The organism is Methylorubrum aminovorans (assembly GCF_022179725.1).
In the GTDB taxonomy this organism is placed as follows: Bacteria; Pseudomonadota; Alphaproteobacteria; order Rhizobiales; family Beijerinckiaceae; genus Methylobacterium; species Methylobacterium aminovorans.
In genome coordinates, this window is the sequence record NZ_BPRC01000001.1 from 161589 (window position 1) to 174941 (window position 13353).

11 protein-coding genes are annotated in these 13353 nt (G+C 68.2%); 7 read left to right on the forward strand and 4 right to left on the reverse strand.

Translation table 11 applies throughout. From position 1 onward, the window contains the following. Positions 1 to 50: 50 nt before the first annotated feature. A complete protein-coding gene (locus MFF24_RS00775) occupies positions 51 to 1097 on the reverse strand; it encodes a glutamine synthetase beta-grasp domain-containing protein (RefSeq protein WP_238221664.1) in 1047 nt (348 codons plus the stop codon). Positions 1098 to 1685: 588 nt separating this feature from the next. Here MFF24_RS00775 and glnA point away from each other — a divergent pair. From glnA to MFF24_RS00810, 7 genes are all read left to right on the forward strand, one after another. Next, positions 1686 to 3095 (forward strand): type I glutamate--ammonia ligase, encoded by a 1410-nt coding sequence (gene glnA, locus MFF24_RS00780; RefSeq protein WP_108940274.1) that lies wholly within the window; start codon positions 1686 to 1688, stop codon positions 3093 to 3095. 152 nt (positions 3096 to 3247) lie between these two features. Then, complete coding sequence (locus tag MFF24_RS00785) at positions 3248 to 3826, forward strand: NADPH-dependent FMN reductase (RefSeq protein ID WP_108940275.1); 579 nt, start codon at positions 3248 to 3250, stop codon at positions 3824 to 3826. Positions 3827 to 3970: 144 nt separating this feature from the next. Next, positions 3971 to 4309 (forward strand): hypothetical protein, encoded by a 339-nt coding sequence (locus MFF24_RS00790; RefSeq protein ID WP_108940276.1) that lies wholly within the window; start codon positions 3971 to 3973, stop codon positions 4307 to 4309. 157 nt (positions 4310 to 4466) lie between these two features. Further along, positions 4467 to 6818, forward strand: coding sequence for a ribonuclease R (gene rnr, locus MFF24_RS00795; protein ID WP_238221667.1), 2352 nt, complete (start codon positions 4467 to 4469; stop codon positions 6816 to 6818). A 23-nt stretch (positions 6819 to 6841) separates the two neighbouring features. Beyond that, the gene (locus MFF24_RS00800) at positions 6842 to 7345 is read left to right on the forward strand and encodes a DUF983 domain-containing protein (RefSeq protein WP_238221669.1); all 504 of its coding nucleotides are present in this window, start codon (positions 6842 to 6844) and stop codon (positions 7343 to 7345) included. Beyond that, the gene (locus MFF24_RS00805; RefSeq protein ID WP_238221671.1) at positions 7296 to 8084 is read left to right on the forward strand and encodes an NUDIX hydrolase; all 789 of its coding nucleotides are present in this window, start codon (positions 7296 to 7298) and stop codon (positions 8082 to 8084) included. The genes MFF24_RS00800 and MFF24_RS00805 overlap by 50 nt, the downstream gene beginning before the upstream one ends. Positions 8085 to 8212: 128 nt before the next feature. Continuing rightward, entirely contained in the window at positions 8213 to 10177 is a 1965-nt protein-coding gene (locus MFF24_RS00810) for a methyl-accepting chemotaxis protein (RefSeq protein WP_238221673.1), read from the forward strand. 210 nt (positions 10178 to 10387) lie between these two features. On the opposite strand, the gene MFF24_RS00815 is transcribed toward MFF24_RS00810, so the two are convergent. From MFF24_RS00815 to MFF24_RS00825, 3 genes are read right to left on the reverse strand one after another with little or no spacing between them, the layout of a single operon-like run. Next, positions 10388 to 11257 carry an SDR family oxidoreductase gene (locus tag MFF24_RS00815; RefSeq protein WP_238221676.1) on the reverse strand — a complete coding sequence of 290 codons (870 nt, stop codon included), beginning with the start codon at positions 11255 to 11257 and terminating at the stop codon, positions 10388 to 10390. Between the two features lie 6 nt (positions 11258 to 11263). After that, positions 11264 to 12442, reverse strand: a complete 1179-nt coding sequence (gene queG, locus MFF24_RS00820; RefSeq protein WP_283214475.1) for a tRNA epoxyqueuosine(34) reductase QueG — start codon at positions 12440 to 12442, stop codon at positions 11264 to 11266. Next, positions 12439 to 13131, reverse strand: a complete 693-nt coding sequence (locus MFF24_RS00825) for a glutathione S-transferase family protein (protein ID WP_133090736.1) — start codon at positions 13129 to 13131, stop codon at positions 12439 to 12441. Before MFF24_RS00825 ends, queG begins: the two co-directional genes overlap by 4 nt. Between the last annotated feature and the right edge of the window lie 222 nt (positions 13132 to 13353).

Genomic DNA, 13353 nt, shown 5'->3' on the forward strand with positions numbered 1-13353 from the left:
TGCGGCGGGAGCGGCCTGTCTCAAGCCTCGATATTCGGCCTCGAAAGTCCTTACGCGACGGCCTTCTGCACCGCTTCGGCGGGAAGCGGCACTTCGGAGATCGTCTTCAGGACCTGCGAGGCGATCTGGTAGGGGTCGCCCATGGAGTTCGGGCGGCGGTCCTCAAGGTAACCCTTGTAGCCGTTGTTGACGAAGGAGTGGGGCACGCGCACCGAGGCGCCGCGGTCGGCCACGCCGTAGGAGAACTTGTTCCAAGGCGCCGTCTCGTGCTTGCCGGTCAGACGCATGTGGTTGTCGGGGCCGTAGACGGCGATGTGGTCGTCGAGGTTGCGCTCGAAGGCCGCCATCATGGCCTCGAAGTACTCCTTGCCGCCGGTCTCGCGCATGAACGTCGTCGAGAAGTTGCAGTGCATGCCCGAGCCGTTCCAGTCGGTGTCGCCGAGCGGCTTGCAATGGTACTCGATGTCGATCTCGTAGGTTTCGCACAGGCGCTGGAGCAGGTAGCGCGCCATCCACATCTCGTCGGCGGCCTTCTTGGAGCCCTTGCCGAAGATCTGGAATTCCCACTGGCCCTTGGCCACTTCGGCGTTGATGCCCTCGTGGTTGATGCCGGCGGCCAGGCACAGGTCGAGATGCTCCTCGACGATCTTGCGGGCCACGGGGCCGACATTCGAGGCACCGACGCCGCAATAGTACGGGCCCTGCGGAGCGGGGTAGCCGGTCTCGGGGAAGCCGAGCGGGCGGCCGTTCTTGTAGAGGAAGTACTCCTGCTCGAAGCCGAACCACGCGCCGGCATCGTCGAGCACGGTCGCGCGCTTGTTCGACGGGTGCGGGGTCTTGCCGTCCGGCATCATCACTTCGCACAGCACGAGCACGCCGTTGGTGCGGGCCGGGTCGGGGAAGTGGCGCACAGGCTTCAGCACGCAATCGGATGAGGAGCCCTCGGCCTGCTGGGTCGAGCTGCCGTCGAAGCCCCAGAGCGGGAGCTGCTCGAAGATCGGGAAGCTGTCGTACTCTTTGATCTGCGTCTTGCCGCGCAGGTTCGGAGTGGGCGTGTAGCCGTCGAGCCAGATGTACTCGAGCTTAAACTTGGTCATTCCGAGTCTCTCGTACCTTGAGGATCCGTGTCCTGACGAAACCTTTTCCGGAACCGGCGCCGTTGAGAGCCTGAACCCCCGCTGGACCCTTGGCGTCCGGCGGGTGTCCTCCCCCGCCGCATCCGAAACGCCGATCCACCGAGCGAGCAGGGCGCCAGCCCGACCCCCGAGCGCCCGCTGTGCGGGCGGACGCTCCGGCCAGCCCTAAGCATGTCGCGTGCCAATCGTCGCCGTATCGTCACAAACCTCGGTGCGGCACTTTCGACCGCCGCGGCGGCGCGATCGGGAACGAAACGCCCCGAACGTCCCGCGATCACGTGGATTTTTTCCCCTCCGACGGGTGGCAACGGCGAAGCGCGAACGATATCGTCCGCGCCGGTCGGCGGGACCGGCCAGGGCACGAGAGGGGGCGGTATCCGGATCAGGAACGAAGCCGCGGACGCCGCGCCGCTCCTTCGAGAGGTTCTTCTTTCCCGCCGCTTTCCCGATCAGCCCCTCGCGCCGCAGGTACGGACCGGCTAGACCCGCGCCCGAACCCGGCGGATGGCTCACCGCCCGCTCTGAGATTTTGCCGAGGAGACGTACAGCATGACTACGGCCGCCGATGTGCTGAAGGCCATCAAGGACAACGACGTCAAGTACGTCGACTTCCGCTTCACCGACCCGCGCGGAAAGTGGCAGCACGTGACCTTCGACGTCTCCCTGATCGACGAGGAGATGTTTACGGACGGCACCATGTTCGACGGCTCGTCGATCGCCGGCTGGAAGGCGATCAACGAGTCCGACATGCTGCTGATGCCCGATCCGGTCACGGCCTGCATGGACCCGTTCTTCTCGGCCTCCACCATGTCGATCGTCTGCGACGTGCTGGAGCCCTCGACCGGTGAGCCCTATGCCCGCGACCCGCGTTCGACCGCCAAGCTCGCCGAGGCGTATCTGCGCTCCACCGGCATCGGCGACACCATCTATGTCGGCCCCGAGGCCGAGTTCTTCGTGTTCGACGACGTGAAGTTCGGCGCCGACCCCTACCATACCGGCTTCCAGCTCGACTCGACCGAGCTGCCGACCAACGGCTTCACCGATTACGAGGGCGGTAACCTCGGCCACCGGGTGCAGACCAAGGGCGGCTACTTCCCCGTGCCGCCGCAGGATTCGGCCCAGGACATGCGCGGCGAGATGCTGGCTGCGATGCAGTCCATGGGCGTGAAGGTCGAGAAGCACCACCACGAGGTGGCCTCGGCCCAGCACGAACTCGGCATGAAGTTCGACACGCTGACGCTGCTCGCCGACCACATGCAGATCTACAAGTACTGCATCCACAACGTGGCGCAGAGCTACGGCAAGTCCGCGACCTTCATGCCCAAGCCCGTCTACGGCGACAACGGCTCCGGCATGCACGTGCACCAGTCGATCTGGAAGGACGGCAAGCCGCTGTTCGCCGGCGACAAGTATGCCGACCTTTCGCAGGAATGCCTGTGGTACATCGGCGGCATCATCAAGCACGCCAAGGCGCTGAACGCCTTCACCAACCCGTCGACCAACTCCTACAAGCGTCTGGTGCCGGGCTACGAGGCCCCCGTGCTGCTGGCCTACTCGGCCCGCAACCGCTCGGCCTCCTGCCGTATCCCGTGGACGACGAACCCGAAGGCCAAGCGCGTCGAGGTCCGCTTCCCCGATCCGATGGCCAACCCCTACCTCGCCTTCTCGGCGCTGCTGATGGCCGGCCTCGACGGCATCATCAACAAGATCGATCCGGGCCCGGCCATGGACAAGGATCTCTACGATCTGCCGCCGCGCGAGCTGAAGAAGATCCCGACCGTCTGCGGCTCGCTTCGTGAGGCACTGCAGAACCTCGACAAGGACCGCGCCTTCCTCAAGGCCGGCGGCGTGTTCTCGGACGATCAGATCGACTCGTTCATCGAGCTTAAGATGACCGAGGTGCTGCGCTACGAGATGACCCCGCACCCGATCGAGTTCGTGAACTACTACTCGCTGTAAGACTTTTTCGCGCAGCGTTGTGCATTCGGCACCGGAGCTTTCGAGGCTCCGGTGCCTTTTTTGTTCGGTGAGCACGCGGCGGCGCGAGTGGCTGCTTGACGTCGGCGGACGGAGTGGAGCGAGTAGGCTCTGTTGTATCGGGAGCCCTGCCCATGCCTCTCACAATCCCCGTGATCCTCGGCTCCGTGCGTGCGGACCGCGCCGGCATCCGTGCCGCCCGCTTCCTCATCGGCCAACTCGAAGCCCGCGGCCACGCGGCGCCGCTGGTCGATCCGGCCGAACTGAAGTTCCCGCTCCTCGACCGGATGTACAAGGAGTATCCCAAGGGCGAGGCACCCGAGCCGATGGAGCGGCTGGCGACGCTGTTCCGCGAGGCGGATGCCTTCGTCGTGGTCTCGGCCGAGTACAACCACTCGATCCCGCCCGCGCTGTCGAACACTCTCGACCACTTCCTGGAAGAGTATTTCTGGCGGCCTTCGGCCATCTGCTGCTACTCGGCCGGGCAGTACGGCGGTGTGCGCGCCGCGATGCAGTTGCGGGCGATGCTGGCCGAACTCGGCACGCCGAGCATTCCCTCCCTGCTGCCGATCCCGCGCATCCAGAAGGCATTGAGCGAGGCGGGCGAGCCGGCCGAAGACTGGCTCGGACGAGCCGCCAAGAAGTTCCTCGACGAGTTGACGTGGTATGCCGAGGCGCTGCAGGCGAAGCGCGCGGGCGGTACGCCGTACTGAGTGTCTCTCACAAAACTCGCGTTGAGCCGTGATTGCCAGACCGACGACGGTCAGAGGTCGTGCGTCTTGTGAGGCCCTCTGAACCACGCACGCGGCACTCCGTTTGCACTCCTCGAAACGCACCAGCCCGGAGACGAAGAGCGCATGAACGCGAGTGTGGACAGGGTCAGGGACGCGCTGGCCGAGTTGATCAAGGCGGCGCTCGTCTCCAATGACGGCAGGAGCCTCGCGTTCCGGCAGGCGGCCGCCGAAAAGCTCGCGGCGCTCGCCGCCGACCCGCCGCGAGCGGAGACTGTGCGGATCGACGGCGCCTGGACCCTCGCGGTCGGCGCGGCGGAGGCGCCCGAGCTTCGGCCGGAGGAGGGGCGGGTCAATCTGACCCTGCCGCAGACCGCGCCCTTCACCCTCGAAGACCTAACGAGCGAAGGATTCGACGTAGCCGCGGCTGTCGAAACAATCCGAAAATCCGCCTCGACCGGCTGAGCGCGGGGCCGAACCTGTTCACGGGTCACGCCGAAACGTTGTCCTGCGCGCTGCGAGAGCCCATCTTTACCGGACATCGGGACCCTTCACGGTCTCTCCGAACCTCGATCTTTCAGCGCGTCGGGCCCTTCCGGGCCGGCGCGGCGAGCCCAACTCCTTGGCCAGACGCATCAATCCGAAGGCGGGTGCCCCCGCTCTTCCCTCCCGCGAGCAGATCCTCGCTTTTGTGGCCGAGACGCCCGGAAAGGTCGGCAAGCGCGAGATCGCCAAAGCCTTCGGCATCTCGGGCGCCGACAAGATCGGCCTCAAGGCGATCCTGAAGGAAATCGAGGCCGACGGCGCTCTGGAGCGCGACCGCGGCGGGTTGCGAAAAGGCGGCAGCCTGCCGCCTGTCGTCCTCGCCGACATCGTCTCCCGCGACCGCGATGGCGACCTGATCGCCCGCCCGGCGCAGTGGGACGGGGAGGGCGAGGCGCCGAAGATCGCCGTCGAGATCCCGCGCGCAGGCCGCAAGGGCAATCGTCCGGCCCCCGGCCTCGGTGACCGGGCCTTGATCCGCGTCGTGCCGGATCCGGAAGCGCCCGGCCGCTACACCGGCCGCGTCATCAAGGTGATCGGTAAGAACCGTGCGGAGGTGATCGGCATCTACCGCGCCGGCCGCGACGGCGGACGCCTGCTGCCCGTCGAGAAGAAGTCGCAAGGGAAAGAGATTGCGATTCCCGCGGGCGAGGAAGGGGAGGCGCGTGACGGCGACCTCGTCAGCGTCGCGGTGGAGCGCGAGACCCGCTTCGGCCTGCCCCGCGGACGCGTGACCGAGCGGCTCGGCACCCTCGGCTCCGAGAAGGCGGTGAGCCTGATCGCGCTCCATCTCCACAACATCCCGCACGTCTTCCCCGCCGCGGTGCTGGCGGAAGCCGACGCGGCCAAGCGCGCGACCAAGCGCGGTCGCGAGGATTGGCGCGAGGCGCCGCTCGTGACCATCGACCCACCCGACGCCAAGGACCACGACGACGCGGTGATGGCCGAGGTCGATCCCGATCCGGCCAACGCGGGCGGCTTCATCGTCACCGTCGCGATCGCCGATGTCGCTGCCTATGTCAGGCCGGATTCGGCCCTCGACCGTGAGGCGCTGCTGCGGGGCAACTCGGTCTACTTTCCCGACCGGGTGGTGCCGATGCTGCCCGAGCGGATCTCCAACGATCTCTGCTCGCTGCGCGAGGGCGAGGACCGCCCGGCGCTGGCCGTGCGCATGATCATCGGCGCGGACGGGGTGAAGCGGAGCCACAGCTTCCACCGCATCCTGATGCGCTCCCACGCCAAACTCGCCTATGCGCAGGCGCAAGCGGCGATCGATGGCCAGCCGGACGAGAAGTCCGGGCCGGTCCTGGAGACGGCGCTTCGCCCGCTCTACGCCGCCTACGAGGCGATGAAGCGGGCGCGCGATGCCCGCGGCCCGCTCGCCCTCGATCTGCCCGAGCGCAAGGTGCTGCTCAATGCGGAGGGCGGCGTCGATCGGGTGATCGTGCCGGAGCGTCTGGAGGCGCACCGGCTGATCGAGGAGTTCATGATCCAGGCCAATGTCGCGGCGGCCGAGACCCTGGAGAAGGCGGGCTCGCCGCTGATCTACCGGGTCCACGACGAGCCGGCCCTGGAGAAGATGCGCGCGCTGGGGGAGGTGCTCGCCTCCGTCGGCATCAAGATGACCAAGGCCGGGGCGCTGCGGCCCGACCTGTTCAATCGCATCCTCGCCCAGGTGGCCGAGAGTGAGCACGCGCCCTTCATCAACGAGGTGGTGCTACGTTCGCAGGCACAGGCGATCTACGCTGCACAGAATCTGGGCCATTTCGGCCTCAACCTGCGCCGCTATGCCCATTTCACCTCGCCCATCCGCCGCTACGCCGATCTCATCGTCCACCGCGCGCTCGTGCGTGCCTGCGGATTGGGCAAGGACGGCTTGGCCGGCGACACCACGCCGGGCCTGCTCGACGCCGTCTCCGAGCAGATCTCGGCGGCCGAGCGCCGGGCAATGGCGGCCGAGCGCGAGACCATCGACCGTCTCATCGCCGGCTACCTCGCCGACCGGGTGGGCGCGACCTTCTCGGGGCGGATCTCCGGGGTGACGCGCTCGGGCCTGTTCGTGAAGCTCGCGGAAACCGGAGCCGACGGCTTCGTGCCCGTCTCCACCATCGGCCACGAATACTACCGCCACGACGAGGCCCTGCACGCGCTCGTCGGCGACCGCAGCGGCGAGACCTACCGCCTCGGCGACACCGTCGAGGTCCGCCTCGTCGAGGCAGCGGCGGTGGCCGGGGCGCTTCGCTTCGAGATTCTGTCAGAGGGCCGCAGCCGCTCCGGCACTAGGGGCAGCGGGATCAAGCGGAGCGGGTTCAAGCCGAAGCCGGGCAAGGCTGGCGTGAAGGCGAAGGCGTCGAAGGGCAAGGCGCGTCCCGGCAAGGCCTCCGCGCCCGAAGGCGACGCGGCGCGGCGCCATCGCGGCTCGCGCCGCTGAGCGGAAGGGGCTAGAGTTTGGCCATGGAAACCTACGTCTCCCCTCCGGCTCCGGCTCCCCAGGAGCGGACGCGGCTGGTCCCGGCCATGGCCCGCGGCTTCCTCAACCGCTGCCCGCATTGCGGGCAGGGTCATGTGTTCGGGCGCTTCCTCAAGGTGCGGCCGGCCTGCGAGGCCTGCGGCCTGGAGATGGAAGGGCACCGGGCCGACGATCTGCCGCCCTATCTCGTGATCTTCCTCGTGGGCCACATCATCGGCTACCTCGTGCTCGAGATCGAGATGGGCTACGACGTGCCGCTCTGGATCTCGCTGACCGTGTGGCCGCTGCTCACCCTCGTCATGGCACTGGGACTGCTCCAGCCGGTCAAGGGATCGGTGATCGGCCTGCAATACACGTTCGGCATGCACGGCTTCGGCAAGGCGCCTCCGGCACTTGGTGGGTCCGTTGGCGGACCCGGCACGGGGGAGAGACGCGGCGGTGAGGCAGGAAGCAGCGCGGGCGACGCCCCAGGACTTGGAACGGTCTGACGCGGAGCGGTCTGACTCGGACAGGCCCGATCCGTCGGACGCCCCGGTTCGCCCCGCGCCCTTGCGCCCGCGCGATGCCGCGACGCTGATCCTCCTCGACCGCTCCCGGAAGCGGCTGAAGGTGCTGATGGGCCGGCGCCATGCCGGCCTCGCTTTCATGGGCGGCAAGTTCGTGTTTCCCGGCGGGCGCATCGAGCCCTCGGACCGGCAGATGCCGGTGGCCGGGGCCCTGTCGCAGCGGGCCGATGACGCGCTGCGCGCTAAGCTGCCCCGAGCCCCCCACCATCTCGGCCGATCCCTCGCGCTGGCCGCGATCCGCGAGACCTACGAGGAGACCGGTCTCCTCATCGGCACCCGCGATTACGGGCCGCCGGAGTCGGCGCCGGAGGGGGCGTGGCAGGCGTTTCGCGAGGCGGGCGTGATGCCCGACCTCGAAGCCCTGCATCTCGTGGCGCGGGCGATCACCCCGCCCAAGCGCGTGCGCCGCTTCGATACCCGCTTCTTCGCCGTGGACCGCAAGGCGGTGGCGATGGAGCGGCCCGGCATTGTCGGCCCGGACGCCGAACTCACCGAACTCGCCTGGGTCGATCTCACGGCCGCGCGCAAGCTCGACCTCCCGCGCATCACCCGCGTGATCCTCGACGATCTGGAGGCGGCGGCGGAAGCGGGCTTCCCGCCCTACCGTCCGATCCCGTTCTACTTCGAGCGCCACGGGAAGGGGGTGCGGGAGGAGATCTGAGCGGCGACGGTCTGCACCTTAGGCGGGCCTCACCGCAGCCCATGCCTCCACTGGATTGTGCGCAAACGAACAGGAGTTTCTTAAGGCCGATCAGGCAGTTTAGGATAATTGTCGGAGCCTGACTGTCGATGCTCAATGCCTTTCGTCGCTCCGATGCCGCATCCGTCTTCGATGCGCTCAAACGCTCGCAGGCGGTGATCACCTTCGCCGTCGACGGGACGGTGCTCGACGCCAACGACAAGTTCCTCGAGCTGATGGGCTACACGCTCGCTGAAGTTCGCGGGCGTCATCACCGGCTGTTCGTCGACCCGGAGGAGGCGGGCAGCGCAGCCTACGAGGCGTTCTGGCAGAGCCTGCGGCGCGGCGAATTCCAGACGGCGGCCTATGGGCGGCTCGCCAAGGACGGCCGCAAAGTCTGGATCCGTGCGAGCTACAATCCGATCCTCGACGGTGCCGGCCGAGTCCGGAAGATCGTCAAGTTCGCGCTCGACGTCACGGCCGAGCGGCTCGCCGCCGCCGAGACGGCCGGCCAGATCGCTGCGATCGGCCGCTCGCAGGCGGTGATCCAGTTCGACCTCGACGGGACAGTGCGCAGCGCCAACGCCAACTTCCTCGACGCCCTCGGCTACGCGGCGCACGAGGTGGAGGGCCGCCATCACAGCCTGTTCGTGACGCGGGAGGAAGCGGGCTCCGCCGAGTACCGCGCCTTCTGGGAGGCGCTCGCCCGCGGCGAGTACCGGGCCGGTGAGTTCCTGCGCGTTGGTAAGGACGGTCGCGAGGTCTGGATCCAGGCGACCTACAACCCGATCTTCGACCCGTCCGGACGACCGTTCAAGGTCGTCAAATACGCCTCCGACATCACCGAGGCCAAGCGCAATGCCGCCGACATGTCAGGGAGGGTCGAGGCCGCCCGCCGCTCGCAGGCGGTGATCGAGTTCGAGATGGACGGCACCGTCCTCGACGCCAACGACAACTTCCTGAGCGCCCTGGGTTACACCCTCCCCGAGGTCCAGGGCCGGAACCACCGGATGTTCGTCACCCCTGATTATGCGGCAAGCCCGGCCTACGCCCAATTCTGGGCGACGCTGCGGGCGGGGCAGTTCACCTCCGCCGTCTACCAGCGCGTCGGCAAGGACGGTCGCGACGTCTGGATCCAGGCCTCCTACAACCCAGTTCTCGACCCGGGCGGGCGCCCGTTCAAGGTGGTGAAATACGCCTTCGACATCAGCGAGAGCATGGCGATGCGCGCCGGCGCCCTCTCCATGGCCGAAGAGACACTGGGCCGGGTGCGGGTGGTGGCCGTCGCATCGGAGGAAATGCATCGGATCTCGGCCTCGATCGCCGAGCAGATGAATAGCTCGCACGCGGCGGTTGGCGACATCCAGGGCCGCATGAGCGCGGCCGGCGCACTCTCGGTGAAGCTCGACGACGCGGCCGCGGCGATGACCGGCGTGGTCGAGGTCATCACGGGCATCGCCGAGCAGATCAACCTGCTCGCCCTCAACGCCACGATCGAGGCAGCCCGCGCGGGCGCGGCCGGCCGCGGCTTCGCCGTCGTCGCCACCGAGGTGAAGAGCCTCGCCGAACAGGCGCGCGCGGCCACCACTCGCATCACCGGCGAGATCGGCGCGATGCAGTCGGTCTCGCGGGAGGTGGGCACAGCTTTGGTCTCGACCGCCGCCGTGGTGGACACGGTGCAGGGCTTCATCGCGCAGACGACGGCGGACAGCGCGCGGCAGCGCGCTACGACAGGCCAAGTCAACACCGACATGCACGCCACCGCGACGAGCGTGGCGGAGTTCGCGACCCGCCTCGATGCCTGGAATGTCGGGCTGGAGGAGCGGCGAGGCGAGGTTCGCCGGCGCACGTCGCTGCCGGCGCGGATCGAGTTCGTGCCGGCTCAGGGCCCCGGCGCGGGCCAGACGCGGACCTTGCCCTGCACCGTCCTCAACATCTCGACGGGCGGTGCCAAGCTGGCGGTCGAGGCGGCGGATGTGCCGGACGCGTTCACCCTCCACATCGAGGGCGAGCCGTCCCATTCCTGCCGCTGCGTGCGGCGGGGCGGAGACGGGATCGGCGTTCAGTTCATCTGATGAGGTCTCCGCTGGATCGAAGCGGGGAGCGTACCAGCAAGCCCGCGCGGTGCTTGAGCGAGGGCCAAATCGCCATCCCGAAGGGATCAACCGGATTGGGTATGAGACGGTGCATGACGCCCGCGCGGTAGGGTGAACGTCACGTTGAGGAATCCGCCTCCGCCGAGGGCATCGGCCCGAAAGCCGGCGGCGATGCTTTCGGACGATGCTTCAGCCGCGGGCGTCGGCGACGAGTGCGGCGAGCCCCTCCCGGTAGGTCGGATAGGCGAGGCACACGCCGAGTTCCTCGCGGATCAGACGGTTCCGCACCCGCTTGTTCTCGCCGTAGAAGCTGCGGGCCATCGGGCTGAGATCAGCGGTCTCGAAATCGATCTCCGGCGGCAGCGGCAGGCCCGTCAGCGCGGCGGCGTGTTCGGTCACCGTCTGCGGGGGGGCCGGCTCGTCATCGGTGACGTTGTAGACCGCGCCGGGCCGCGGGCGCTCGATCGAGGCGGCGAGCGTCGCGACGATGTCGTCGACGTGGATGCGGTTGAACACCTGACCCGGCTTGACGATGCGCTGGGTGCGGCCCTCGCGCAGTTTCACGATCGGGTTGCGGCCGGGGCCGTAGATGCCCGAGAGGCGAAACACCTGCACTGCCTTGCCGGTCTCGGCGCCGAGCGCAAGCCAAGCGTTCTCGACTTCGAGGCGGCCGCGGGAGCGGGCGCTTTTTGGGGTCGCGGGCGTCGTCTCGTCGATCCAGGCGCCGCCGTGATCGCCGTAGACGCCGATGGTCGAGAGATAGCCGATCCAGCGGATGCGGCTCTTCGCGATCGCGTCGCGGTAGCGGGCGAGCACCGTGTCGCCGTCCTGGCCCGGCGGGGCGGAGATCAACAGGATGTCGGTATCGGCGAGGTTGTCGGCAATGCAGGGATCGTCGGTCTCCGGCCCGAAGGCGCGCACGATGAACCCGGTCTCGGCGGCAAGGCTTCCGGCCCGCTCAGGCTCGGTCACCGTCGCCCGCACCGTATCGAAGCGGGCCCGTTCGCGCTCGGCGAAACGCCGGGCAGAGAATCCGAGGCCGAAGACGAACAGGTTCATGCGGTATCAGGTCTCCCGTGGGCCGTTCGCTTCCATAGGAAGCCCGGTGGCTTCACGCCACTCCTCCCTCACATGCGCCTCCGGCTCGTTCCGTCCATGGGCGTCGAACAGATCATGCAGCCGTTCCCGCGCGAGCAGCCGTCCGCAGGCCCAGACGGCTGCGCCCCGCACCACTGGGTCCGGCTCCTGCAATCCCGCCACCGCCTCCTCGGCGAGCGCGGCGTCACCCGAATTGCCGATGGCAATCAGCACGTTGCGCAGGAAGCGGTCGCGCCCCGTGCGCTTGATCGGCGTGCCGGCAAAGCGCGCCCGAAAACCCGCATCGTCCAGGCGGGCGAGGTCTGCGAGCGGTGGCGCGGCGAGGTCGTCGCGGGCCGCCAGGCGCGTCTCCCGCGCCGCGCCCGCGAACTTGTTCCAGGGACAGACCGCGAGGCAGTCATCGCAGCCGAACACCCGGTTGCCGATGCTTTCGCGATATTCAGTGGGGATCGGGCCGTGATGCTCGATCGTCAGGTACGCAATGCAGCGGCGGGCATCGAGCCGGTAGGGCGCGGGGAAGGCATTCGTCGGGCAGATGTCGATGCAGCGGCGGCAGGAGCCGCAATGGTCGGTCTCGGGTGTGTCGGGTTCGAGCTCGGCGCGGGCAAAGATCGCCCCGAGCATCAGCCAGTTGCCGTGCTCGCGCGAGATCAGCACCGTGTGTTTGCCCTGCCAGCCGAGCCCCGCGGCCTGGGCCAGCGGCTTCTCCATGACGGGCGCCGTATCGACGAACACCTTCACCGGCTGGCCGGAACGGGCGGAGAGGAAGCCGCCGAGCTCCTTCAGCTTGCCCTTGATGACGTCGTGATAGTCGCGCCGCTGCGCGTAAGCCGCGATGGCGGCGCGATCCTTCAAGCGCGTGAGTTCGAGGGGATCGGTTTGCGGGCCCGCATTCATGCCGAGCATGACGATGCTGCGGGTCTCGGCCCACAGCGCAGCGGGCACGGCGCGCTGGTCGGCGCGCTCCTCCATCCAGTCCATCGTGCCGTGGTGGCCCGCCGCGAGCCAAGCGGGCAGCCGCTCGCGCAAGGCGGGCACGGCGTCGGGCCGCGTGACGCGGAACGCCTCGAAGCCGAGGCGGCGTGCGCGCGCCTCGACGGTCTCGCGTAAGACCCGGCCCGAGAGGACGGTCTTCTCAGGCTTCAGAAATCCAGATCCGCGTAATGCGCCGCCGCCGGCATCCCCGGCGCCCGGTCGGCCAGCAGCGCGCGGAAGGACGGGCGGGATTTCACCCGCGCGTACCAGTCCTTCGCCATCTCGTCCTCGTCCCATGGCACGTCGCCGAGATAGTCCACGCACGAGAGATGGGCCGCCGCCGCGAGATCGGCATAGGTCAGATCGTTGCCCGCGAGCCAGCGGCGCTGCCCGATCAGGTAGCCGATATATTGGAGGTGATAGCGCACGTTGGTGCGCGCCGCACGAATAGCGTTCATGTCCGGAGGGCCGCCCCCGGCAGCCGACGACATGAAGCGCTTGTCGATCTTCTCGGTGACGAGATACTCGGTCACCTCGTTGTTGAACTTGACGAGAAACCAGTCGAGCAGGCGCCGCACCTCGACCCGCGCCGTCGTCGTGTCCGGCAGGAGCCGCCGCCCGGCGAGCCCCAGCCCCCGCGTCTCGTCGAGATATTCCGCGATCACGCCCGCGCCGGGAATTGCGAGCCCGGTCTGCTCCACCAGCACCGGCGTGGTGCCGGCCGGGTTGACGATGAGGAAGTCGCGGCGGCGCTCCCAGGCCCGTTCCTCGACGAGGGTCGGCTCCATGCCCATCTCGGCCAGGACGAGGCGGATGAAGCGGGAATTCGGGCAGAACGGAGAGTGATAGAGCGTCGCCATCGAGGCCGTGGTTCAGCGGGAAGAAGGCAGAGCCCTGGGCAGACCGTGCCGCACCGGCGAAATTGGGGCGACGCGCCAGGATTATTTCTCCAACGTTGCCACCTCATTAACAAACCCGCCGCAACCCGGTAACCGCCCGTCAACGCTACCGCCGCAAAGCTGCCGTATCGCCGTCGTCTGCCCCGCCTCAGCAGTGCCGGGACACCGGCGTGGGGAACAGCA

Excerpts from the sequence above, each read along its gene's own strand:
- glnA (WP_108940274.1), top strand. The coding sequence starts at position 1,686 with ATGACTACGGCCGCCGATGTGCTGAAGGCCATCAAGGACAACGACGTC.
- MFF24_RS00790 (WP_108940276.1), top strand. The coding sequence starts at position 3,971 with ATGAACGCGAGTGTGGACAGGGTCAGGGACGCGCTGGCCGAGTTGATC.
- MFF24_RS00815 (WP_238221676.1), bottom strand. The coding sequence starts at position 11,257 with ATGAACCTGTTCGTCTTCGGCCTCGGATTCTCTGCCCGGCGTTTCGCC.
- MFF24_RS00825 (WP_133090736.1), bottom strand. The coding sequence starts at position 13,131 with ATGGCGACGCTCTATCACTCTCCGTTCTGCCCGAATTCCCGCTTCATC.
- MFF24_RS00800 (WP_238221669.1), top strand. The coding sequence starts at position 6,842 with ATGGAAACCTACGTCTCCCCTCCGGCTCCGGCTCCCCAGGAGCGGACG.
- MFF24_RS00785 (WP_108940275.1), top strand. The coding sequence starts at position 3,248 with ATGCCTCTCACAATCCCCGTGATCCTCGGCTCCGTGCGTGCGGACCGC.
- MFF24_RS00810 (WP_238221673.1), top strand. The coding sequence starts at position 8,213 with ATGCTCAATGCCTTTCGTCGCTCCGATGCCGCATCCGTCTTCGATGCG.
- MFF24_RS00775 (WP_238221664.1), bottom strand. The coding sequence starts at position 1,097 with ATGACCAAGTTTAAGCTCGAGTACATCTGGCTCGACGGCTACACGCCC.